Source organism: Streptomyces thermoalcalitolerans (genome assembly GCF_039525155.1).
GTDB classification, from domain to species: Bacteria; Actinomycetota; Actinomycetes; order Streptomycetales; family Streptomycetaceae; genus Streptomyces; species Streptomyces thermovulgaris.
This window is the reverse complement of sequence record NZ_BAAAHG010000005.1, coordinates 27,323-50,424: the sequence shown is the minus strand read 5'-3', so window position 1 is coordinate 50,424 and position 23,102 is coordinate 27,323. Positions and strand designations below refer to the sequence as shown.

Below are 23,102 nucleotides of genomic sequence, written 5' to 3'. Positions count from 1 at the left end.
AGAAGGCGGCGAGAAAAAAACCGGGAAGGGCCGGGAGCAGCACCCCGCACATCCCCCGCACGCCGCTGCCCGGCACTCCCGCGAAGGGATGCCGGGCAGCAACGTTGCGGCAGGGACCGGGAGCCGTCCTCAGCGCACGAAGACTCCCGCCTGGTTCGCCAGGTCCAGGAAGTACTGCGGCGCCACGCCGAGCGCCACCGTGACCACCACGCCCACGGCGATCGCCACCATCGTCAGCGGCGACGGCACCGCCACCGTCGGTCCCTCCGGCCGCGGCTCGCTGAAGAACATCAGGACGATCACGCGGATGTAGAAGAACGCGGCGACCGCGGACGCGATCACACCGATCACGACCAGCGGGACCGCGCCGCCCTCCGCCGCCGCCTTGAAGACGGCGAACTTCCCCGTGAAGCCGGAGGTCAGCGGAATGCCCGCGAAGGCCAGCAGGAACACCGCGAAGACAGCCGCCACCAGCGGCGAACGGCGGCCGAGCCCCGCCCACCTGGACAGGTGCGTGGCCTCGCCGCCGGCGTCGCGGACCAGGGTGACCACGGCGAAGGCGCCGATCGTCACGAAGGAGTACGCGGCCAGGTAGAACAGGACGGAGGAGACGCCGTCCCTCGAGGTCGCGATGACACCCGCGAGGATGAAGCCGGCGTGGGCGATCGACGAGTAGGCCAGCAGCCGCTTGATGTCGGTCTGCGTGATCGCGACGATCGCACCGACCAGCATGGTGACGATCGCGACCGCCCACATCACCGGCCGCCAGTCCCAGCGCATCCCCGGCAGGACGACGTACAGCAGCCGCAGCAGCGCGCCGAAGGCCGCCACCTTGGTCGCCGCCGCCATGAACCCGGTGACCGGGGTCGGCGCGCCCTGGTAGACGTCCGGCGTCCACATGTGGAACGGCACGGCGCCCACCTTGAACAGCAGCCCCGTCACGACCATCGCGGCGCCGATGAGCAGCAGTGCGTCGTTGCCCATGGTGTTGGCCAGCGCCGGGGTGATGTCGGCCACGTTCCCGTCGACGACCTGCGCGATGGTCGCGTACGACACCGAGCCCGCGTACCCGTACAGCAGGGCGACGCCGAACAGGGTGAACGCGGAGGCGAACGCGCCCAGCAGGAAGTACTTGACCGCGGCCTCCTGCGACATCAGCCGCTTGCGGCGGGCCAGGGCGCACAGCAGGTACAGCGGGAGGGAGAGGACCTCCAGGGCCACGAACAGGGTCAGCAGGTCGTTGGCCGCGGGGAAGACCAGCAGGCCGGAGACCGCGAAGAGGAGCAGCGGGAAGACCTCGGTGGTGGTGAGACCGGCCTTGACCGCGGCCTTCTCGCTGTCGCTGCCCGGCACGGAGGAGGCCTGCGCGGCGAAGGAGTCGACCCGGTTGCCGTGCGCGGCCGGGTCCAGTCGCCGCTCGGCGAAGGTGAACAGGCCGACCAGGGCCGCCAGCAGGATGGTGCCCTGCAGGAACAGGGCGGGTCCGTCGACGGCGACGGCGCCCATGGCCGCGATCCGCGCCTTGGTGGTGCCGTACCCCTCCGCCGCCAGCGCGACGACCGCGGCGAACGCGGCGCAGAGCCCGACGACGGACACGAACACCTGCGCGTAGTGGCGCAACCTGCGGGGGACGAACGCCTCGATGAGCATCCCGACGATCGCCGCGCCCACGACGATCAGGACGGGCGACAACTGCCCGTATTCGATCTTCGGCGCATCGATCTTGGGGATCGGGCCGGCCGCGGTTGTCCACAGGCTGTGGACGGCTGCTGTGCTCACTTGGCCGCCTCCACCTCGGGCTTGGGGTCGGTCTGGTGTACGTCGGACATGGTCTGCTGGACCGCCGGGTTGACGATGTCCGTGACGGGCTTGGGATAGACGCCCAGGAAGATCAGCAGCACGATCAGCGGGGCCACGACCACCAGCTCCCGCACCCGCAGGTCCGGCATCGCCGAGACCTCCTTCCTGACCGGGCCGGTCATCGTCCTCTGGTAGAGGACGAGGGTGTACAGCGCGGCGAGCACGATGCCGGAGGTGGCGATGATGCCGATCACCGGGTGGCGCGTGAACGTGCCGACCAGGACCAGGAATTCACTGACGAAGGGCGCGAGCCCCGGCAGCGACAGGGTGGCGAGGCCACCGATCAGGAACGTGCCGGCGAGCACCGGGGCGACCTTCTGCACCCCGCCGTAGTCGGCGATGAGCCGGGAGCCGCGGCGGGAGATCAGGAAGCCGGCGATCAGCATCAGCAGGGCCGTCGACAGACCGTGGTTGACCATGTAGAGCGTCGCCCCGGACTGGCCCTGGCTGGTCATCGCGAAGATGCCCATGATGATGAAGCCGAAGTGCGAGATCGACGCGTAGGCGATCAGGCGCTTGATGTCCCGCTGGCCGACCGCCAGCAGCGCGCCGTAGATGATGCTGATCAGGGCCAGGACCAGGACGACCGGCGTGGCCCACGTGCTGGCCTCCGGGAAGAGCTGGAGGCAGAAGCGGAGCATCGCGAAGGTGCCCACCTTGTCGACCACCGCCGTGATGAGGACGGCGACCGGCGCGGTGGACTCCTGCATGGCGTTGGGCAGCCAGGTGTGCAGCGGCCACAGCGGCGCCTTCACCGCGAAGGCGAAGAAGAAGCCGAGGAACAGCCAGCGTTCGACGCCGGTCCCCATCCGCAGCGAGCCGTCGGCACGGGCCTGGGCGATCTCGGTGAGCGAGAAGCTCCCGGCGACCACGTACAGGCCGATCACCGCGGCCAGCATGATCAGACCGCCGGCCAGGTTGTAGAGCAGGAACTTCACCGCCGCGTACGACCGCTGCGTCGAGGCCGTCTTCTCCCCGTGCTCATGGGCACGGTCCCCGAAGCCGCCGATCAGGAAGTACAGCGGGATCAGCATGGCCTCGAAGAAGATGTAGAAGAGGAAGACGTCGGTGGCCTCGAAGGAGAGGATCACCATCGCCTCGAGGACCAGGATCAGGGCGAAGAAGCCCTGGGTCGGCCGCCAGCGGCGGCTTCCGGTCTCCAGCGGGTCGGCGTCGTGCCAGCCCGCCAGCATCACGAACGGGACGAGCAGGGCGGTCAGCCCGATCAGCGCCACCGCGATGCCGTCCACGCCCAGGTCGTACCGGACCCCGAAGGCCGCGATCCAGGAGTGGGACTCGGTGAGCTGGTAACGGGCGCCGCCCGGGTCGAAGCGGACCAGGATGGTGGCCGCCAGCGCGAGCGTGCCGAGCGAGAAGGCCAGCGCAAGCCACTTGGCGGCGGTGCGCCGGGCGGCCGGCACGGCGGCCGTGGCGACGGCCCCGACGGCCGGGAGCACCGCCGTCGCTGTCAGCAGAGGAAAGGACATCGGTATCAGACCGCCCTCATCAGCAGGGTCGCGGCCACCAGAAGGGCCGCACCGCCGAACATCGAGACCGCGTAGGAGCGGGCGAAGCCGTTCTGCAGCCGGCGCATCCGTCCGGACAGACCGCCGACCGAGGCCGCCGCGCCGTTGACGACGCCGTCGACCAGGGTGTGGTCGACGTACACCAGGGACCGGGTGAGGTGCTCACCGCCGCGGACCAGGACCACATGGTTGAAGTCGTCCTGGAGCAGGTCGCGCCGGGCGGCCCGGGTGAGCAGCGACCCGCGCGGGGCGACGGCCGGGACCGGCTTGCGGCCGTACTGGGCCCAGGCGATGGCCACGCCGATCAGCAGGCACACCACGGTCGCCGCGGTGACCGCCCACGCACCGACCGGCGGGTGGCCCTCGCTGTGCCCGGTGACCGGCTCCAGCCAGTGCAGGAAGCGGTCGCCGATGCTGAAGAACGCACCGCCGAAGACCGACCCCACGGCCAGCAGGATCATGGGGATCGTCATGACCCTGGGCGACTCGTGCGGCGTCGCGGCGGCATGGCCGGAGGCCTCCGCCCGGTCGCGCCAGCGCTCCTCGCCGAAGAACGTCATCAGCATCACGCGCGTCATGTAGAACGCGGTGATGGCCGCGCCCAGCAGGGCCACGCCGCCGAGGATCCAGCCCTCGGTGCCGCCCTTGGCGAAGGCCGCCTCGATGATCTTGTCCTTGGAGAAGAAGCCGGACAGGCCCGGGAAGCCGATGATGGCGAGGTAGCCGAGGCCGAAGGTGACGAAGGTGACCGGCATGTACCTGCGCAGGCCGCCGAACTTGCGCATGTCGACCTCGTCGTTCATGCCGTGCATGACCGAACCGGCACCGAGGAACAGCCCGGCCTTGAAGAAGCCGTGCGTCACCAGGTGCATGATCGCGAAGACATAGCCGAGGGGGCCGAGACCCGCGGCCAGCATCATGTAGCCGATCTGCGACATGGTCGAGGCGGCCAGCGCCTTCTTGATGTCGTCCTTCGCGCATCCGACGACCGCACCGAACAGCAGCGTGACCGCGCCGACCACCGTGACGGCGAGCTGTGCGTCGGGCGCCGCGTTGAAGATCGCGCCGGAACGGACGACCAGGTAGACACCCGCGGTCACCATCGTGGCGGCGTGGATGAGGGCGGAGACCGGGGTCGGGCCCTCCATCGCGTCCCCGAGCCAGGACTGCAGCGGCACCTGGGCGGACTTGCCGCAGGCGGCCAGCAGCAGCATCAGGCCGATCGCGGTGAGCCTGCCCTCGGAGGTGTCGCCCACCTGGCTCAGGACCGGCTCGAAGGCGAAGGACCCGAAGGTCAGGAACATCAGCATGATCGCGATCGACAGGCCCATGTCGCCGACCCGGTTGACCAGGAAGGCCTTCTTCGCGGCCGTGGCCGCGCCGGGCTTGTGCTGCCAGAAGCCGATCAGCAGGTAGGAGGCGAGGCCGACGCCCTCCCAGCCGAAGTACAGCAGCAGGTAGTTGTCGGCGAGGACGAGCAGCAGCATCGCCGCGAGGAACAGGTTCAGATAGCCGAAGAACCGGCGGCGGCGCTCGTCGTGCTCCATGTACCCGATCGAGTACACATGGATCAGCGAGCCGACGCCGGTGATCAGCAGCACGAACGTCATCGACAGCTGGTCGAGACGGAACGCGACGTCCGCCTGGAAGCCGGCCACCGGGATCCAGCTGAACAGGTGCTGGACCACGGTCCGCTGCTCGGCCTCCCGGCCGAGCAGATCGGCGAAGAGGACCAGGCCGATCACGAAGGAGGCGGACGCGAGCAGCGTGCCGATCCAGTGGCCGACGGCGTCGAGACGCCGGCCGCCGGCCAGAAGGAGGGCCGCTCCGAGCAGAGGCGCCGCGATCAGCAGCGCAATCATGTTCTCCACGATTCTTCCGACCCCTTACAGCTTCATCAGGCTGGCGTCGTCGACCGAGGCCGAGTGGCGGGAACGGAACAGCGACACGATGATCGCGAGCCCGACCACGACTTCCGCTGCGGCGACGACCATCGTGAAGAACGCGACGATCTGGCCGTCGAGGTTGCCGTGCATCCGGGAGAAGGCGACGAGCGCGAGATTGCAGGCGTTCAGCATCAGCTCGATGCACATGAAGAGCACGATGGCGTTGCGCCGGATCAGCACACCGGTGGCACCGATCGTGAACAGCAGGGCGGCGAGGTAGAGGTAGTTGACGGGATTCACTTCGACGCCTCCTCGGGCCGCTTGAAGGTCGCCACCTCGATCGCGGTGCGCTCGAGACGCTCCTCGGCACGCTGCTCCAGGGCCCTCAGATCATTGAGCGCCTCCGCGGAGACGTCCCGGATCTGGCCGCGCTCGCGCAGCGTCTTGTTGACGGTGAGCTCGGACGGAGTGCCGTCGGGCAGCAGGCCGGCGATGTCCACGGCGTTGTGGCGGGCGTAGACGCCGGGGGCCGGCAGCGGCGGCAGGTACGTGCCCTCGCGCACCCGCTGCTCGGCCAGCTCGCGCTGGGTCCGGGCCCGCCCGATGCGCTGGCGGTGGGTGAGCACCATGGCGCCGACGGCGGCCGTGATGAGCAGGACACCGGTGAGTTCGAAGGCGAACACGTACCGGGTGAAGACAAGGGAGGCCAGGCCCTCCACATTGCCGTTCGCGTTCGCCTGGCCGATGCCGTTGAAGTCCTTGAGGGAGGCGTGGCCGATGCCCGCGAAGAGCAGGATGCCGAAGCCGAGCCCGCACAGCAGGGCCAGCCAGCGCTGGCCCTTGATGGTCTCCTTCAGGGAGTCCGCCGCGGTCACACCGACGAGCATCACCACGAACAGGAACAGCATCATGATCGCGCCGGTGTAGACGACGATCTGCACGATGCCCAGGAAGTAGGCGCCGTTGGCGAGGTAGAACACCGCCAGGACGATCATGGTGCCGGCCAGGCACAGCGCGCTGTGCACGGCCTTCTTCAGAAAGACGGTGCACAGGGCGCCGAGCACCGCGAGAGTGCCGAGGATCCAGAACTGGACGGCCTCTCCGGTGGAGGTGGAATAGGCGGCGAGCTGTGCGGTCATCGGCCGATCACCTTCTCCGCTGCGGGTTCGTCCTCACCGGAGGGGGAGGAGGCGTCCTGCGGGACCTCTCCCTTGGAGACGGCGACCTGGCGCACCGTGCCGGGTGCGGCCTCCGTCACCAGACCCCGGTAGTAGTCCTGTTCGTCGGTCCCCGGGTACATGGCGTGCGGGGTGTCGACCATGCCCTCCTCGAGACCGGCGAGCAGCTGCTCCTTGGTGTAGATGAGGTCGGCGCGGCTGGAGTCGGCCAGTTCGTACTCGTTGGTCATCGTCAGCGCGCGTGTGGGGCACGCCTCGATGCACAGCCCGCACAGGATGCAGCGGGCGTAGTTGATCTGGTAGACGCGGCCGTACCGCTCGCCCGGCGAGTAGCGTTCCTCGTCGGTGTTGTCGGCGCCCTCCACATAGATGGCGTCGGCGGGGCAGGCCCAGGCGCACAGCTCGCAGCCGACGCACTTCTCCAGGCCGTCCGGATGGCGGTTGAGCTGGTGCCGTCCGTGGAAGCGCGGAGCGGTGGGCTTCTTCTGCTCCGGGTACTGCTCCGTCAGCCGCTTCTTGAACATGGCCTTGAAGGTCACGCCGAAGCCGGCCACCGGATTCAGGAAACCGGGCTTGCTCTCCTTGGGCTCCTCAGCCATCGGACGCCTCCTTTCCCTCCAGAGATCCGTCACGGTCGGTGTCGGGACCGCCGCTGACGACCAACTCGCGTTCCCGGCGCGGCCGGCGCCGCGGCACCGGGGGCAGCTCCTGCCCCGGCAGCGGCGGCACGGGGAACCCACCGGCCATCGGATCGAAGACGGCGGGCTTGGCGGCGGGCTTCTCGGCGGCCTTCGCCCGCTCGCGGAACAGGTCGACGACGAAGGAGAGGATCAGGACGGTCAGCACGGCGCCGCCGACGTACAGGGCGATGTCGGCGAAGTCGTGGTTCTCGTTGCGCAGCGCCCGCACGGTCGCGACGAGCATCAGCCAGGTCACGGAGAGCGGGATGAGCACCTTCCAGCCGAGCTTCATCAGCTGGTCGTAGCGGACCCGCGGGAGCGTGCCGCGCAGCCAGATGAAGAAGAACAGCAGCAGCTGGACCTTGATCACGAACCAGAGCAGCGGCCACCAGCCCTGGTTGGCGCCCGCCCAGAAGGCGCTGATCGGCCAGGGGGCCCGCCAGCCGCCCAGGAACAGCGTGGTCGCCACCGCCGAGACCGTCACCATGTTCACGTACTCGGCGAGCATGAACATCGCGAACTTGATGGACGAGTACTCGGTGTTGAAGCCGCCGACCAGGTCGCCCTCGGACTCCGGCATGTCGAACGGGGCGCGGTTGGTCTCGCCGACCATCGTGACGATGTAGAGGACGAAGGAGAACGGCAGCAGCAGGATGTACCAGCGGTCGTGCTGCTGCTCGACGATCGCCGAGGTCGACATCGACCCCGAGTACAGGAACACGGAGGCGAACGCGACGCCCATGGCGATCTCGTAGGAGATCATCTGGGCGCAGGACCGCAGGCCGCCGAGGAGCGGGTAGGTGGACCCGGAGCTCCAGCCCGCCAGCACGATGCCGTAGATGCCGACGGAGGCGACCGCGAGGAGGTAGAGCACCGCGATCGGCAGGTCGGTCAGCTGCATCGCGGTGCGGTGCCCGAAGATCGAGACCTGGTTGTCGGCCGGCCCGAAGGGGATCACCGCGATCGCCATGAAGGCCGGGACGGCCGCGACGATCGGCGCGAGGACGTAGACCACCTTGTCCGCGCGCTTGACGACGACGTCCTCCTTGAGCATCAGCTTCACGCCGTCGGCCAGCGACTGGAGCAGACCCCAGGGGCCGTGGCGGTTGGGGCCGATGCGCAGCTGCATCCAGGCGACGACCTTGCGCTCCCAGACGATGGAGAACAGCACGGTCACCAGCAGGAAGGCGAAGCAGAACACCGCCTTGAGGAGGACCAGCCACCACGGGTCGGTGCCGAACATCGAGAGGTTCTCAGCGGCGAGGTACGGGCTCATGCCTCCACCTCCTTGGGGGCTCCGGCCGAGGACGTCGCCGGGCCGATACGGACGAGGGCGCCGGGCAGCGCCCCGGTGTCGGAGGCGACACCCCCGCCGACGGAGTTCAGCGGGAGCCACACCACCCGGTCGGGCATCTCGGTGATCTCCAGCGGAAGGGAGACCGCTCCGGCGGGGCCGGTCACGGTGAGCAGCTCGCCGTCCGCGACGCCCGCCTCGGCGGCCGTGGCGGGGGACACGCGTGCGCGTGCGGCGTGCCGGGTGCCGGCGAGCGCCTCGTCGCCCTCCTGCATCACGCCCCGGTCGAGCAGCAGACGGTGTCCGGCGAGCACGGCCTCCCCGGCGGCGGGCCGGGGCAGCGCCCCCTTGCTCTCGCTCGGGTCGTCGGCGCGCGGGCCGGTCCAGGCGCCCAGCCGGTCCAGTTCGGCGCGCACGGTCCGCAGGTCCGGCAGCCCCAGGTGGACGTCCATGGCGTCGGCCAGCATCTGCAGGACGCGCGCGTCGGTGGGCGGCAGTGCGCGGGTCATCTGGTCGGGCTTGAGCGCGGCCTCGAAGAGGCGGACCCTGCCCTCCCAGGTGAGGAAGGTGCCGGCCTTCTCGGCGACGGCGGCGACGGGAAGGACCACGTCCGCGTGTTCGGTGACCTCGCTGGGCCGCAGTTCCAGCGACACCACGAATCCCACCTCGGACAGCGCCTGGCGCGCGCGGGCCGGATCGGGCAGGTCGGCGACCTCCACCCCGGCCACGAGCAGCGCCTGCAGCTCGCCGCCGGCCGCGGCCTCGACGATCTGGCCGGTGTCACGGCCGTAGCGGTGCGGGAGTTCGGCCACGCCCCAGAGCGCGGCGACCTCCTCCCGGGCGCGCGGGTCGGTCGCCGGGCGCCCGCCCGGCAGCAGCGACGGCAGCGCACCGACCTCGACGGCGCCGCGCTCGCCCGCCCGGCGCGGGATCCACACCAGCTGCGCGCCGGTGGCGGTCGCGGCCCGTACGGCGGCGGTCAGACCGCCGGCGACCGCCGCGAGCCGCTCGCCCACGACGATGACCGAGCCCTCGGCGCGCAGTGCCTGGGCGGCCTCGGCGCCCTCGGCCTCCAGTCCGACACCGCTCGCGAGCGCGTCCAGCCACTCGGTCTCGGTGCCGGGCGCGGCCGGCAGCAGGGTGCCGCCCGCCTTCCGCAGGCCCCGTGTGGCGTGCGTGGCCAGGGCGAACACCTTCTGCCCGTGCTTGCGCCAGGCCTTGCGGAGCCTGAGGAAGACGCCGGGGGCCTCCTCCTCGGACTCGAATCCGACGAGCAGGACGGTGGGCGCCTTCTCCAGGGAGGTGTAGGTGACACCGGTGCCGTCCAGGTCCCGGCCGCGTCCGGCGACCCGGGCGGCCAGGAAGTCCGCCTCCTCGCCGCTGTGCACGCGGGCACGGAAGTCGATGTCGTTGGTGCCCAGGGCCACGCGCGCGAACTTGCTGTAGGCGTAGGCGTCCTCGACGGTGAGCCGGCCGCCGATGAGCACACCGGTCCGCCCGCGCGAGGCGAGCAGTCCCTGGGCGGCGATCTCCAGCGCGTCCGGCCAGGACGCCGGGACCAGCTCGCCCTCGGGGTTGCGCACCAGGGGCGTGGTGAGCCGGTCCTTCAGCTGCGCGTACCGGAACGCGAAGCGCCCCTTGTCGCAGATCCACTCCTCATTGACCTCGGGGTCCTCGGCGGCGAGCCGCCGCAGGACCTTGCCGCGCCGGTGGTCGGTGCGAAGGGCGCAGCCGCCCGCGCAGTGCTCGCACACCGACGGCGAGGAGACGAGGTCGAAGGGGCGGGCACGGAACCGGTACGCCGCCGAGGTGAGCGCGCCGACCGGGCAGATCTGGATGGTGTTGCCGGAGAAGTACGACTCGAAGGGGTCGCCCTCGCCGGTGCCGACCTGCTGCAGCGCGCCCCGCTCGACCAGATCGATCATCGGGTCGCCGGCGATCTGGCGGGAGAACCGGGTGCAGCGGGCGCACAGCACGCACCGCTCGCGGTCGAGCAGCACCTGGCTGGAGATCGGGACGGGCTTGGCGTACGTCCGCTTCCTGCCGTTGAAGCGGGACTCGGCGTTGCCGTGCGACATGGCCTGGTTCTGCAGCGGGCACTCGCCGCCCTTGTCGCAGACCGGGCAGTCCAGCGGGTGGTTGATGAGCAGCAGCTCCATCACACCCTTCTGGGCCTTCTCGGCGACCGGCGAGGTGAGGTGCGTCCTGACGACCATCCCGTCCGTGCAGGTGATCGTGCAGGACGCCATCGGCTTGCGCTGGCCCTCGACCTCGACGATGCACTGGCGGCAGGCGCCGGCCGGGTCGAGCAGGGGGTGGTCGCAGAACCGGGGGATCTCGATGCCGAGCTGTTCGGCGGCCCGGATGACCAGGGTGCCCTTGGGCACGCTGATCTGGATGCCGTCGATCGTCAGCGTGACGAGGTCCTCCGGCGGGACCGCCGCCTCGCCCCCGCCCGTGGGAGCGTTGGTGGTCACGGTCATGAGGTCACCTCCGTGCGGTCGGCCCAGGCCGTGGACTTGGCCGGGTCGAAGGGGCAGCCCCGGCCCGTGATGTGCTGCTCGTACTCCTCGCGGAAGTACTTCAGGGAGGAGAAGATCGGGGAGGCGGAGCCGTCACCGAGGGCGCAGAACGACTTGCCGTTGACGTTGTCGGCGATGTCGTACAGCTTGTCGAGGTCGGACATGACGCCCTTGCCGGCCTCGATGTCCCGCAGCAACTGCACCATCCAGTAGGTCCCTTCGCGGCACGGGGTGCACTTGCCGCAGGACTCGTGGGCGTAGAACTCGGTCCACCGGGTCACGGCCCGCACCACGCAGGTCGTCTCGTCGAAGCACTGCAGGGCCTTGGTGCCGAGCATGGATCCCGCGGCGCTGACTCCCTCGTAGTCGAGCGGGACGTCGAGGTGCTCCTCGGTGAACATCGGGGTCGAGGAGCCGCCCGGTGTCCAGAACTTCAGCCGGTGCCCGGGGCGCATGCCGCCGCTGATGTCGAGCAGCTGACGCAGGGTGATGCCGAGCGGGGCCTCGTACTGGCCGGGGTTGGCCACATGGCCGCTGAGCGAGTAGAGCGTGAAGCCCGGGGACTTCTCGCTGCCCATCGACCGGAACCATTCCTTGCCGTTCTTCAGGATCGAGGGAACCGACGCGATGGATTCGACGTTGTTCACCACGGTCGGGCACGCGTAGAGGCCCGCGACGGCAGGGAAGGGGGGACGGAGCCGTGGCTGACCGCGGCGGCCTTCGAGGGAGTCCAGCAGCGCGGTCTCCTCACCGCAGATGTACGCGCCCGCGCCCGCGTGCACGGTGAGTTCGACGTTGAGGCCGCTGCCCAGGATGTTCCTGCCGAGGTAGCCGGCCGCGTAGGCCTCGCGCACGGCCGAGTGCAACCGCCGCAGGACGGGGACGACTTCGCCCCGCAGATAGATGAAGGCGTGCGACGACCTGATGGCGTAGCACGCGATCACGATGCCCTCGATGAGGCTGTGCGGGTTCGCGAACAGGAGCGGGATGTCCTTGCAGGTCCCCGGCTCCGACTCGTCGGCGTTGACCACCAGGTAGTGGGGTTTTCCGTCTCCCTGGGGAATGAACTGCCACTTCATTCCCGTCGGGAAGCCCGCGCCGCCGCGTCCGCGCAGACCGGAGTCCTTGACGTACGCGATCACCTCGTCCGGCGACATGGTGAGCGCCTTGCGGAGCCCCTCGTACCCCTCGTGCCTCCGGTACACGTCCAGCGTCCAGGACCTGTCCTCGTCCCAGAAGGCCGACAGCACGGGTGCGAGCAGCTTCTCGGCGCTGGTCTCGCCCCCGCCCTCGAATCCGCTCGGTCGGGTGGTGCCCCCGTTCTCGGGTGCCAAGGTCATCCCTCCCCCTCCTCTCCGACGGGTTCTGCCGGGTGGGCCGGATCGGACGCGGACGTCTTCCGCGGAGCGTCGTGCGAGCTGAGGTGCTCGGCCGGTGACGGCTGGTGCACGGCGGCGTCCTGCGGCTCGGGGCCCGGTTCGCCGCCGCGCGGGTGGACCACGCGTGCGGGCGGGGCCTCTCCCTTGGCCAGGCGGAGGCCCGCCAGCGAGGCGGGTCCGGCGCTGCCGCCGGCCTCCGTCGCCCCGGGGCGCTCGTCGGGGAAGCCCGCCAGGATCCGGGCGGTCTCCTTGAAGGTGCACAGCGGCGCACCGCGGGTGGGGGTCACCGTCCGTCCCGCGCGCAGGTCGTCGACCAGGCGCTTGACGCTCTCCGGGGTCTGGTTGTCGAAGAACTCCCAGTTGATCATCACGACCGGCGCGTAGTCGCAGGCCGCGTTGCACTCGATGTGCTCCAGGGTGACCTTGCCGTCGTCGGTGGTCTCGCCGTTGCCGACGCCGAGGTGCTCCTGGAGCGTCTCGAAGATGGCGTCACCGCCCATGACGGCGCACAGGGTGTTGGTGCAGACGCCCACGTGGTAGTCGCCGGAGGGCTTGCGCCGGTACATGGTGTAGAAGGTGGCGACCGCGGTGACCTCGGCCGTGGTCAGGCCGAGCATGTCCGCGCAGAACCGCATCCCGGTGCGCGAGACGTATCCCTCCTCCGACTGCACCAGGTGCAGCAGCGGCAGCAGGGCCGACCGGGAGTCGGGGTAGCGGGCGATGATCTCGCGCGCATCCCGCTCGAGCCGGGTGCGGACGTCGTCCGGGTAGGTGGGGGCGGGCGGTTCGGGCATGCCCAGGTCGACGCCCCGCTCCGAAGAACTGGTGGTCACCGGTCGACGCCTCCCATCACGGGGTCGATGGACGCGACGGCGACGATGACGTCGGCGACCTGGCCGCCCTCGCACATCGCCGCCATTGCCTGCAGGTTGGTGAAGGACGGATCGCGGAAGTGGACCCGGTAGGGGCGGGTGCCGCCGTCGGAGACGACGTGCACCCCGAGTTCGCCCTTGGGTGACTCGACCGCCGCGTACGCCTGTCCCGGCGGGACGCGGAAGCCCTCGGTCACCAGCTTGAAGTGGTGGATCAGGGCCTCCATGGAGGTGCCCATGATCTTCTTGATGTGGTCGAGGGAGTTGCCGAGGCCGTCCGGTCCCAGGGCGAGCTGGGCGGGCCAGGCGATCTTCTTGTCGGCGACCATGACCGGGCCCGGCTCCAGCCGGTCCAGGCACTGCTCGATGATCCTGAGCGACTGGCGCATCTCCTCCAGCCGGATCAGGAAGCGTCCGTAGGCGTCGCAGGTGTCGGCGGTCGGGACGTCGAAGTCGTAGGTCTCGTAGCCGCAGTAGGGCTGTGTCTTGCGCAGGTCGTGCGGCAGGCCGGTGGAGCGCAGGATCGGGCCGGTGATGCCGAGGGCCATGCAGCCGGCCAGGTCGAGGTAGCCGATGTCCTGCATCCGGGCCTTGAAGACGGGGTTCCCGGTGGCGAGCTTGTCGTACTCGGGGAGGTTCTTCCTCATCTTCTTGACGAACTCGCGGATCTGGTCCACCGCGCCGGGCGGCAGGTCCTGGGCGAGTCCGCCGGGCCGGATGTACGCGTGGTTCATCCGCAGGCCCGTGATGAGCTCGTAGAGGTCGAGAATCATTTCACGATCACGGAATCCGTAGATCATGATCGTGGTGGCGCCGAGCTCCATGCCGCCGGTGGCGATGCACACCAGGTGGGAGGAGAGCCGGTTCAGCTCCATCAGGAGCACCCGGATGACCGAGGCCCGGTCCGGGATCTGGTCCTCGATGCCGAGCAGCTTCTCGACCGCGAGGCAGTACGCCGTCTCGTTGAAGAACGGCGTCAGGTAGTCCATGCGCGTCACGAACGTGGTGCCCTGGGTCCACGTCCGGTACTCGAGGTTCTTCTCGATGCCGGTGTGCAGATAGCCGATGCCGCAGCGGGCCTCGGTGACCGTCTCGCCGTCGATCTCCAGGATCAGCCGCAGCACTCCGTGGGTGGAGGGGTGCTGGGGGCCCATGTTGACGACGATGCGCTCGTCGTCGGCACGGGCCGCGGACTCGACGACCTCGTCCCAGTCGCCGCCGGTGACGGTGTAGACGGTTCCCTCGGTGGTCTCGCGCGGAGTCGCGTGCTGCGTGCTCATGAGTAGGACCTCCGCTGGTCCGGAGCCGGGATCTGGGCGCCCTTGTACTCGACGGGGATGCCGCCGAGGGGGTAGTCCTTGCGCTGCGGGTGGCCCTGCCAGTCGTCCGGCATGATGATCCGCGTCAGGGCCGGGTGGCCGTCGAAGACGATGCCGAAGAAGTCGTAGGTCTCGCGCTCGTGCCAGTCGTTGGTCGGGTAGACGGAGACCAGCGACGGGATGTGCGGGTCGCTGTCGGGGACGCTGACCTCGAGGCGGATCAGCCGGTTGTGGGTGATCGAGCGCAGGTGGTAGACGGCGTGCAGCTCGCGGCCCTTGTCGTTCGGGTAGTGGACGCCGCTGACGCCGGTGCACAGCTCGAAGCGCAGGGCCGGGTCGTCGCGCAGGGTGCGGGCGACGCGGACCAGGTGCTCGCGCTCGATGTGGAAGGTGAGCTCGCCGCGGTCGACGACCGTCTTCTCGATCGCGTTCTCCGGAAGGAGGCCCTGCTCCTCCAGCGCGCCCTCGAGCTCGTCGGCGACCTCGTCGAACCAGCCGCCGTAGGGCCGGCTCGCCGGTCCCGGCATCCGGATGGAGCGGACCAGACCGCCGTAGCCGGAGGTGTCGCCGCCGTTGTTGGCGCCGAACATGCCGCGCTGGACGCGGATCTCCTCTCCGCCCTGCCCCCGCTGACCGGGGAGGTTCTCGCGGGAGAGCTCCTTTTCCGGGTTGACCCCGTTCGCGGGCCCGTTCCCGCCCTTGCCGTGGGCGTCACTCATCGCAGCAGCCCCTTCATCTCGATCGTGGGCAGAGCCTTGAGCGCCGCCTCCTCCGCCTCGCGGGCCGCCTCCTCGGCGTTCACGCCGAGCTTGGAGGACCGGATCTTCTCGTGGAGCTTGAGAATCGCGTCCATCAGCATTTCGGGCCGGGGCGGGCAGCCGGGCAGATAAATGTCGACGGGGACGATGTGGTCGACGCCCTGGACGATCGCGTAGTTGTTGAACATGCCGCCCGAGGAGGCGCAGACGCCCATGGAGATCACCCACTTGGGGTTGGGCATCTGGTCGTAGACCTGCCTGAGGACCGGCGCCATCTTCTGGCTGACCCGGCCGGCCACGATCATCAGGTCCGCCTGCCGGGGGGACCCGCGGAAGACCTCCATGCCGAAGCGCGCCAGGTCGTAACGACCGGCGCCGGTGGTCATCATCTCGATCGCGCAGCAGGCGAGGCCGAAGGTGGCGGGGAAGACGGACGCCTTGCGCACCCAGCCCGCGATCTGCTCGACGGTGGTCAGCAGGAAACCGCTCGGCAGCTTTTCTTCGAGTCCCATGTCTTGTAAGGCCCCTCAGTCCCAATCCAGGCCGCCGCGCCGCCATACGTACGCGTACGCGACGAAGACGGTGAGCACGAAGAGCAGCATCTCCACGAGCCCGAAAAGACCCAGGGCGTCGAACGTGACGGCCCAGGGATAGAGAAAGACGATCTCGATGTCGAAGACGATGAAGAGCATCGCCGTCAGGTAGTACTTGATGGGGAAGCGCCCGCCGCCGGCCGGCGTGGGGGTCGGCTCGATACCGCACTCGTACGCCTCGAGCCGGGCGCGGTTGTACCGCTTCGGCCCGATCAGGGTGGCCATGACCACGGAGAAGATCGCAAAGCCTGCCCCGAGGGCTCCCAGTACGAGGATGGGCGCATACGCGTTCACCGCTCCTCGCTCCTCTCAGTCGGTACTGACTGCTTGGGGTCCCCCCCGGTCGAGCGGATCCGAGACCTTGGGGGAGCGTGGCCGGACCCGTGGCCGCCCCACATGCCTCACCACTCCCGCGTGCGCCAACAAAGATCGAGAACATGTGAAGCAGGTCACAAGCCCACCCGCTTCGCATCCTATGCCCGACGCTTTGTGATGTGCGACACGGAGTATTGCACGAGCTTTGTGATCTTTACCACCTGACGAACGATCATGAAGCCGGATGAGCGCCGATCTTCACACACGAAGCACCTGAGCGATCACCACTGGTCACATTTTGCCGCGTCGTCGCAGGTCAGAGGGGTCGCGCATTATCAGATGAACGCTGTCCAGCGCAAAGTGGCGCCGCCCGTCAAGGGCTTGATATAGGGCGGCTTTTCACACAAGGGGAGGACAGCGGCACTGGATGTGGACACGTTCACTCCTTCACAAGCCGGCGGACGCGTCCCGCGGCCGCCTCTCGACGCCCCTTCACCAATGGGGCTTAAGTGACGTATGGGACAGCTGAACTTCGGCGCGCGAATCCGCCGCACGGCAGTGACCATCCCGTGACCTCTGCCACATCCGCAGCGAGTCCCGGAGGGCCGGACTTGGCCGGCGGCCCCATCGGTGATAGGTCGGGGGCAATTCGGGCGTAACAGCGAAAGTCCATGACCACAGGCATGATCGCGTGCGCCCGTAATGTCCGTTGTGTCGTCAATAAAGAATCGCGGCACGGGAATTTGGGCGCTCTATTGAACAAATGTGGCGCACCACACGTTCCTTGAAGATATGAAGGAGCCCCTGGTACCCGTTGTTCCCATGTCCCACACCGCTCAGATACGCAGCCACCGGAAACCCCGGCGCAGCACGTCGAAAGTCGCGATGCGGGCCGGAGTTGCCAGTGGCGTCTTCGGCACCCTGGCAGTAGCCGGTGCGTCGGCGTCGTCAGCGCATGCCGCCGAGCCGGTGACACAGACCATCGAACTGCCCACCCTGACGGCCGACCTGGCCGCTCAGGTGGCCCAGTCTGCGGACATCACCCAACAGGCCGCCGCGAACTACCAGTTGCAGGCCGAACGCGACGCAGCCGCCGCAAAGGCCGCAAAGCAGGCCAAGGCGGACCTCGCCAAGGCCAAGAAGAAGGCCGAGGAGGCCCGCAAGAAGGCTGCCGAGGAAGCGCGCAAGAAGGCAGCCGAGCGCGCCTCCCGCACCGCCGGGCGGACCACGCTCGCCGCCTCGGCCGACGCCTCCACGGGCTCCTCCACGGCGACCGGTTCGGCCGCGGCCGTCGTCGCGTTCGTCAAGGCCCAGGTCGGCAAGGCCTACGTCTCCGGTGCCACCGGTCCGTCCGCCTACGACTGCTCCGGCCTGGTGCAGGCCGCCTTCAAGCAGGTGGGCATCAACCTGCCGCGCGTCTCCCAGAGCCAGTCGACCGTCGGCACCCAGGTGTCGCTGTCCAACCTGAAGCCGGGCGACATCCTCTACTGGGGCAGCCCCGGCAGCGCCTACCACGTGGGGGTGTACGTCGGCAACGGCATGTTCGTCGGCGCGCAGAACCCCTCCACGGGTGTCGTCGAGCGTCCGCTGTCCTACGACCCGCCGAGCGGCGCGGTCCGGGTGCTCTGAGAACTCCGGGTGCTCTGAGGACACCGGATGCTCCGAGGGCACCGCACACCGTCGTACGCGCCGGAGGGCCGCAGCCATGCGTGGCAGTGGCCCTCCGGCGCGTTTGTGCGCGCTTGCAGGCCCCGAACGCACTCCCCGAGGCCCTGGGGGCGCTCACCGCGCGGTGAGCGCCCCCAGGGCCCGTTGCGGGGCTTTCCGCCGGCCGGTCCGGCTCACGCCTTGGGCGCCACCTTGCTCAGGCCGTTGATGATGCGGTCCATCGCGTCGCCGCCCGTCGGGTCGGTGAGGTTGGCCAGCAGCTTGAGGGTGAACTTCATCAGCAGCGGATGGGTCAGTCCCCGCTGGGTGGCGATCTGCATGACCTTGGGGTTGCTGATGAGCTTCACGAAGGCGCGGCCCAGCGTGTAGTAGCCGCCGTAGGTGTCCTTCAGGACGCGCGGATAGCGCCGCAGGGCGAGTTCGCGCTGGGCGGGCGTGGCCCGGGCCTGGGCCTGGGCGATGATCTCGGCGGCGAGCCGGCCGGACTCCATGGCGTAGGCGATGCCCTCGCCGTTGAAGGGGTTCACCAGGCCGCCCGCGTCACCGACGAGCAGCAGGCCCCTGGTGTAGTGGGGCTGGCGGTTGAAGGCCATGGGCAGGGCGGCGCCGCGGATCGGGCCGGTCATGTTCTCGGGGGTGAAGCCCCAGTCCTCGGGCATGGACGCGCACCAGGCCTTCAGGACCTCGCGCCAGTCGAGTTCCTTGAAGGACGCCGAGGTGTTGAGCACTCCGAGGCCGACGTTGGAGGTGCCGTCGCCCATGCCGAAGATCCAGCCGTAGCCGGGCAGCAGCCGGTCCTGCGGGCCCCGCCGGTCCCACAGCTCCAGCCAGGACTCCAGGTAGTCGTCGTCATGGCGGGGGGAGGTGAAGTACGTGCGGACCGCGACGCCCATCGGACGGTCCTCGCGGCGGTGCAGCCCCATCGCCAGGGACAGCCGGCTGGAGTTGCCGTCGGCGGCGACGACGAGCGGCGCGTGAAAGGCGACCTCGCGCTTGTCCTCACCGAGCCTGGCCTTCACCCCGGTGATACGGCCGGTGCGGTCGTCGATGACCGGGGCGCTCACATTGCAGCGCTCGTACAGCCGCGCCCCCGCCTTCTGCGCCTGCCGGGCGAGCTGCTCGTCGAAGTCGTCGCGCTTGCGCACCAGTCCGTAGTCCGGGAAGGAGGCGAGTTCCGGCCAGTCCAGCTGCAGGCGCACACCGCCGCCGATGATCCTCAGCCCCTTGTTGCGCAGCCAGCCGGCCTCCTCGGAGATGTCGATGCCCATGGCGACGAGCTGCTTGACGGCGCGCGGGGTGAGCCCGTCACCGCAGACCTTCTCCCGCGGGAACGCGGTCTTCTCCAGCAGAAGCACGTCGAGTCCGGCCCGGGCGAGGTGGTACGCGGTGGTGGAGCCGGCCGGCCCCGCGCCCACGACGATCACATCGGCTCTGTTTCCGGAGAGGGCCTCGGAAGGAGACTCGGGCTGGGGCTCGGTCACGACGGTCACGGCGGGATCTCCCCCAAGGTTCGTAATCTGCGTGCCGACCGGCACTGGACATGGGCAGTCTATGCAGCAGACCTGATCACCCGGCTGAAGGGCTGTCCCCGTGAACCGACCTCTCCCCGTCGTGCAGCTGCGCGTTCCCACCGACGAGGACGCCGTCGTCTGGCACCGGCTGTTCGACGACCCGGACGTCATGGAGTTCCTGGGCGGCAAGTCCGCGGAGCTCTCCGTCTACGAGGAGCTCACCGCCCGCCAGCGGCGGCACGACGCCGAACGCGGCTTCTGTCTGTGGACGGTGCTCGACGCGTCCGGCCGGGCCGTCGGTTTCACCGGCGCCCAGCCGTGGGAGCGGGACTGGGGCCCCACAGGAGAGATGGAGATCGGCTGGCGGCTCGGCCGGGAGTTCTGGGGCCGCGGCTATGCCACGGCGGCCGCGCGTACGACCCTGGAGCGGCTGCGCGCGGCCGGCCTGCCGGGCGTGGTGGCCATGGTCGACGCCCGCAACGAGCGGTCCGTCGCACTCGCCCGGCGGCTCGGCATGCGCCGTGCGGAGACGTTCGTGACCCCGCAGTCGCGGCGGCAGGTCCACTGCTATCGGCTCGATCTGTGACCCCGTCAAACGGCGCACAAGGCGGCGCGCAGGAGCGCGTCCGGGTCCATGTGCGCGACCGCGCACAAGAACGTGACCGACGGTAGTCGGTTGTCACGGAAAGAAACGCGATGCTTCCGGGCGGCGCCCCCGCCGGTTACCCTGCCTGTACCGCTGGGGGTGACATCTGTGCGCACAACACCCAAGACACCCGAAGTACGCGTACCACGCCTGGTCGGGCTGATGGCCGTGGACGCCCGCGAGACCGCCCGGGCACGGGGCCTGTTCCTCAACGCGCCGGACCGCCCGGACTTCCATCTCACCGTCGTCGACTACGTCGTACGCCAGTACCCGCAGCCCGGCACCGAGGTCCCGCGGGACTCCATGGTGCACGTGTGGTTCGACTTCCCTCCGGGCGACGGCGGCGGAGGCGTCCGTGAGCCGCGGGTCCCGAAGCCGCCCTTGGGCGGGCTCCAGCGCGCACTCGACGAACCGGGCGCCCCCTACGCGGCCACCCCGGTCTGACACGGTCTCCGGTGAGGCGTCCGGGGCCGCCGGTCACGCTGACGGGCCGTCAGGACCGTCAGGACCGTCAAATCCGCCTGACACGGCCCCGCTCACGGCCCGTCAGTCCTGCTTGAACCCCCGGTGCAGGGCGACGATTCCGCCGCTGAGGTTGCGCCATGCGACCTTCGACCAGCCGGCCGCGCGCAGCCGCTCGGCCAGCGCCGGCTGGTCGGGCCAGGCCCGGATGGACTCGGCCAGATAGACGTACGCGTCGGGGTTGGACGACACCGCGCGCGCCACGGCCGGCAGGGCGCGCATCAGGTACTCGGTGTAGACGGTGCGCAGCGGCGCCCAGGTGGGGTGGGAGAACTCGCAGACGACCACCCGTCCGCCGGGCCTGGTCACCCGGTGCATCTCGCGCAGGGCCCGGTCGAAGTCCTGCACATTGCGCAGCCCGAAGGAGATGGTGACGGCGTCGAAGGTGTCGTCCTTGAACGGCAGCCGGGTCGCGTCGCCGGCCGTGAACGGCAGCCAGGAGTGCCGCCGCTTGCCGACCCGCAGCATCCCGAGGGAGAAGTCGCAGGGGACGACATAGGCGCCGGCGCGGGTGAAGGGCAGCGAGGACGTGGCCGTCCCGGCGGCGAGGTCGAGGATCCTCTGCGCCGGCCGGGCGTCGACGGCGCGCGCGACCTCCTTGCGCCACCGCCGGTCCTGTCCCAGGGACAGCACGTCGTTGGTCAGGTCGTACCGTTCCGCCACGCCGTCGAACATCGAGGCGACTTCGTGCGGCTGCTTCTCCAGAGATGCGCGGGTCACGGGGCCATTGTTGCAGGCGGTGTCACGGCGGCGGCTCCGGCTTCACCGTGTGCGGCGGCAGCCGCACGGCGCGGTGGACCGGCACGGAAGCCGGGGGCGTCCGGGCCGGTCCGGCAGGTCCCGGGCCGAGGCCGCCGTCAGCGCCTGCGGTGCACCAGCCGTCCCGCGCACACGGTGGCGAGGCAGGCGCCGGTGTCGTCGAAGACGGCGAGGTCGGCGCGCTCGCCCTCCAGGACGGCCACGGACCGTGCGTCCGGCAGGACGGCGACGTCGTTGCGGGCGGCGGCCTCCCGCAGCGCGGCCGAGTCGGCGTGCCGCGCCAGGACGGCCGTCGCCCCGAGCTTCAGGACCTCGTGAACGCGCTCACGTGGACTCGGCGCCTGGGGCAGCGGCCCCTCGTGCACCCGGGCGGGCCCGAGGACGCCCGGCCAGCGCCGCACCCGTGCCCCCGGGAACCGCCGTTCCAGCTCGGCGAGCGGTCCCACGGCGGCGACCCGGGTCCCCTCGACGGCGACGGCTCCGTCCTTCAGCGGCTCGGCGTCCCAGGCGCGCCGGACCTCGTCCGCGGCGTGAATCGTCAGCATCGGCGGCTCGCTCGGCGTCGCGTCAGTCGGCGGCGAGGATCCTGAGCTCCGGGTGGGCCGTCCCGCCGTCGAGCGCCGTCGAGGAGATGTGGGACATCACCCGGTCGTCGACCGGGTCGTTCGCCGGGTCGTCGTGGACGACGAGGTGCTCGTACGTCGTCGACCGCTGCGCCGGGACCCGTCCCGCCTTCCGGATGAGGTCGATGAGCTCCAGCCGGTTGGAACGGTGCCTGGCGCCCGCGGAGGAGACGACGTTCTCCTCGAGCATGACCGAGCCGAGGTCGTCGGCGCCGTAGTGCAGGGTCAGCTGGCCGACGTCCTTGCCGGTGGTCAGCCAGGAGCCCTGGATGTGCATCACGTTGTCGAGGAAGAGGCGGGCGATCGCGATCATCCGCAGGTACTCGAAGACGGTGGCCTGGGTGCGGCCCCTGAGGCGGTTGTTCTCCGGCTGGTAGGTGTACGGGATGAACGCCCGGAAGCCGCCCGTGCGGTCCTGCACGTCCCGGATCATCCGCAGGTGCTCGATCCGCTCGGCGTTGGTCTCGCCGGTGCCCATCAGCATCGTCGTGGTGGACTCCACGCCCAGCCGGTGCGCGATCTCCATGATCTCCAGCCAGCGCTCGCCGGACTCCTTCAGCGGGGCGATGGCCTTGCGCGGGCGTTCCGGCAGCAGCTCGGCGCCGGCACCGGCGAAGGAGTCCAGGCCCGCCTCGCGGAGCCGGACGATGGCCTCCTCCACCGACACGCCCGAGACCCGCGCCATGTGCTCCACCTCGGAGGCGCCCAACGAGTGGATCACCAGCTGCGGGAAGGCCTTCTTGATGGCGCGGAAGTGCTTCTCGTAGTACTCCACGCCGTACTCCGGGTGGTGGCCGCCCTGGAACATGATCTGCGTGCCGCCGAGCTCCACGGTCTCCGCGCAGCGGCGCAGGATGTCGTCCAGGTCGCGCGTCCAGCCCTTCGCCTTGTCCTTGGGCGCGGCGTAGAAGGCGCAGAACTTGCACGCCGTGACGCACACGTTCGTGTAGTTGATGTTGCGCTCGATGATGTACGTCGCGATGTGCTCGGTGCCCGCGAACTTCCGGCGGCGTGCGGCGTCGGCCGCGGCACCCAGCGCATGCAGCGGCGCGTCGCGGTACAGGGCGAGCGCCTCCTCGGGGGTGATCCGTCCGCCCTCGGCGGCACGGTCGAGAACGGACTGGAGGTCGGCCTTCTCGGTCACCGGCGTCCCTTTCACAGGGGTCTTCCCAGGGGTCGTAAGGGTTGGAC

Annotated in this window: 21 protein-coding genes; 3 read left to right on the top strand and 18 right to left on the bottom strand. The window is 69.9% G+C overall.

The features are described from left to right. Positions 1-129 precede the first annotated feature (129 nt). Genes nuoN through ABD224_RS05015 form a run of 14 tightly spaced genes read right to left on the bottom strand, consistent with a single transcriptional unit; the run spans position 130 to position 16,161 of the window. Positions 130-1,779 (bottom strand): NADH-quinone oxidoreductase subunit NuoN, encoded by a 1,650-nt coding sequence (gene nuoN, locus ABD224_RS05080; RefSeq protein WP_344047233.1) that lies wholly within the window; start codon positions 1,777-1,779, stop codon positions 130-132. Then, the gene (locus tag ABD224_RS05075; protein ID WP_344047231.1) at positions 1,776-3,347 is read right to left on the bottom strand and encodes an NADH-quinone oxidoreductase subunit M; all 1,572 of its coding nucleotides are present in this window, start codon (positions 3,345-3,347) and stop codon (positions 1,776-1,778) included. Before ABD224_RS05075 ends, nuoN begins: the two co-directional genes overlap by 4 nt. Positions 3,348-3,352: 5 nt before the next feature. Continuing rightward, positions 3,353-5,257: an NADH-quinone oxidoreductase subunit L gene (nuoL, locus tag ABD224_RS05070; protein ID WP_344047229.1), complete on the bottom strand. Its 1,905-nt coding sequence runs from the start codon at positions 5,255-5,257 to the stop codon at positions 3,353-3,355. Positions 5,258-5,272: 15 nt separating this feature from the next. After that, positions 5,273-5,572 (bottom strand): NADH-quinone oxidoreductase subunit NuoK, encoded by a 300-nt coding sequence (gene nuoK, locus ABD224_RS05065; protein WP_067395405.1) that lies wholly within the window; start codon positions 5,570-5,572, stop codon positions 5,273-5,275. Beyond that, positions 5,569-6,411, bottom strand: coding sequence for an NADH-quinone oxidoreductase subunit J (locus ABD224_RS05060; RefSeq protein WP_344047227.1), 843 nt, complete (start codon positions 6,409-6,411; stop codon positions 5,569-5,571). The genes nuoK and ABD224_RS05060 overlap by 4 nt, the downstream gene beginning before the upstream one ends. Beyond that, positions 6,408-7,049, bottom strand: coding sequence for an NADH-quinone oxidoreductase subunit NuoI (gene nuoI / locus ABD224_RS05055; protein ID WP_344047225.1), 642 nt, complete (start codon positions 7,047-7,049; stop codon positions 6,408-6,410). The genes ABD224_RS05060 and nuoI overlap by 4 nt, the downstream gene beginning before the upstream one ends. Then, entirely contained in the window at positions 7,042-8,406 is a 1,365-nt protein-coding gene (gene nuoH, locus ABD224_RS05050) for an NADH-quinone oxidoreductase subunit NuoH (protein WP_344047222.1), read from the bottom strand. Before nuoH ends, nuoI begins: the two co-directional genes overlap by 8 nt. Further along, complete coding sequence (locus ABD224_RS05045) at positions 8,403-10,907, bottom strand: NADH-quinone oxidoreductase subunit G (RefSeq protein WP_344047220.1); 2,505 nt, start codon at positions 10,905-10,907, stop codon at positions 8,403-8,405. Before ABD224_RS05045 ends, nuoH begins: the two co-directional genes overlap by 4 nt. Then, positions 10,904-12,286 (bottom strand): NADH-quinone oxidoreductase subunit NuoF, encoded by a 1,383-nt coding sequence (nuoF, locus tag ABD224_RS05040; protein WP_344047218.1) that lies wholly within the window; start codon positions 12,284-12,286, stop codon positions 10,904-10,906. Before nuoF ends, ABD224_RS05045 begins: the two co-directional genes overlap by 4 nt. Next, positions 12,283-13,158 carry an NADH-quinone oxidoreductase subunit NuoE gene (gene nuoE, locus ABD224_RS05035; RefSeq protein ID WP_344047216.1) on the bottom strand — a complete coding sequence of 292 codons (876 nt, stop codon included), beginning with the start codon at positions 13,156-13,158 and terminating at the stop codon, positions 12,283-12,285. Before nuoE ends, nuoF begins: the two co-directional genes overlap by 4 nt. Continuing rightward, positions 13,155-14,477: an NADH-quinone oxidoreductase subunit D gene (locus ABD224_RS05030; RefSeq protein WP_344047214.1), complete on the bottom strand. Its 1,323-nt coding sequence runs from the start codon at positions 14,475-14,477 to the stop codon at positions 13,155-13,157. The genes nuoE and ABD224_RS05030 overlap by 4 nt, the downstream gene beginning before the upstream one ends. After that, positions 14,474-15,235, bottom strand: coding sequence for an NADH-quinone oxidoreductase subunit C (locus tag ABD224_RS05025; protein WP_344047212.1), 762 nt, complete (start codon positions 15,233-15,235; stop codon positions 14,474-14,476). The genes ABD224_RS05030 and ABD224_RS05025 overlap by 4 nt, the downstream gene beginning before the upstream one ends. Next, positions 15,232-15,786 carry a NuoB/complex I 20 kDa subunit family protein gene (locus ABD224_RS05020; RefSeq protein WP_344047210.1) on the bottom strand — a complete coding sequence of 185 codons (555 nt, stop codon included), beginning with the start codon at positions 15,784-15,786 and terminating at the stop codon, positions 15,232-15,234. Before ABD224_RS05020 ends, ABD224_RS05025 begins: the two co-directional genes overlap by 4 nt. Before the next feature lie 15 nt (positions 15,787-15,801). Continuing rightward, positions 15,802-16,161, bottom strand: a complete 360-nt coding sequence (locus tag ABD224_RS05015; RefSeq protein WP_067395370.1) for an NADH-quinone oxidoreductase subunit A — start codon at positions 16,159-16,161, stop codon at positions 15,802-15,804. Positions 16,162-17,004: 843 nt separating this feature from the next. Between ABD224_RS05015 and ABD224_RS05010 the strand changes: the two genes are divergently transcribed. Then, positions 17,005-17,811: a C40 family peptidase gene (locus ABD224_RS05010; protein ID WP_344047207.1), complete on the top strand. Its 807-nt coding sequence runs from the start codon at positions 17,005-17,007 to the stop codon at positions 17,809-17,811. 212 nt (positions 17,812-18,023) lie between these two features. Here the strand turns inward: ABD224_RS05010 and ABD224_RS05005 are convergent, their stop codons facing one another. Further along, complete coding sequence (locus ABD224_RS05005; protein WP_344047205.1) at positions 18,024-19,340, bottom strand: geranylgeranyl reductase family protein; 1,317 nt, start codon at positions 19,338-19,340, stop codon at positions 18,024-18,026. Positions 19,341-19,440: 100 nt separating this feature from the next. Here ABD224_RS05005 and ABD224_RS05000 point away from each other — a divergent pair, with 100 nt between their 5' ends. Together ABD224_RS05000 and ABD224_RS04995 are read left to right on the top strand one after the other, a co-directional pair. Beyond that, a complete protein-coding gene (locus ABD224_RS05000; protein ID WP_344047203.1) occupies positions 19,441-19,947 on the top strand; it encodes a GNAT family N-acetyltransferase in 507 nt (168 codons plus the stop codon). Positions 19,948-20,115: 168 nt separating this feature from the next. Beyond that, positions 20,116-20,451: a PASTA domain-containing protein gene (locus ABD224_RS04995; RefSeq protein WP_344047201.1), complete on the top strand. Its 336-nt coding sequence runs from the start codon at positions 20,116-20,118 to the stop codon at positions 20,449-20,451. 102 nt (positions 20,452-20,553) lie between these two features. Here ABD224_RS04995 and ABD224_RS04990 read toward each other — a convergent pair whose 3' ends face one another. From ABD224_RS04990 to mqnC, 3 genes are all read right to left on the bottom strand, one after another. Continuing rightward, positions 20,554-21,249 (bottom strand): demethylmenaquinone methyltransferase, encoded by a 696-nt coding sequence (locus tag ABD224_RS04990; RefSeq protein WP_344047199.1) that lies wholly within the window; start codon positions 21,247-21,249, stop codon positions 20,554-20,556. 137 nt (positions 21,250-21,386) lie between these two features. Continuing rightward, a complete protein-coding gene (locus ABD224_RS04985) occupies positions 21,387-21,833 on the bottom strand; it encodes an imidazolonepropionase-like domain-containing protein (RefSeq protein WP_344047197.1) in 447 nt (148 codons plus the stop codon). A gap of 22 nt (positions 21,834-21,855) precedes the next feature. After that, complete coding sequence (mqnC, locus tag ABD224_RS04980; RefSeq protein WP_344047195.1) at positions 21,856-23,055, bottom strand: cyclic dehypoxanthinyl futalosine synthase; 1,200 nt, start codon at positions 23,053-23,055, stop codon at positions 21,856-21,858. Between the last annotated feature and the right edge of the window lie 47 nt (positions 23,056-23,102).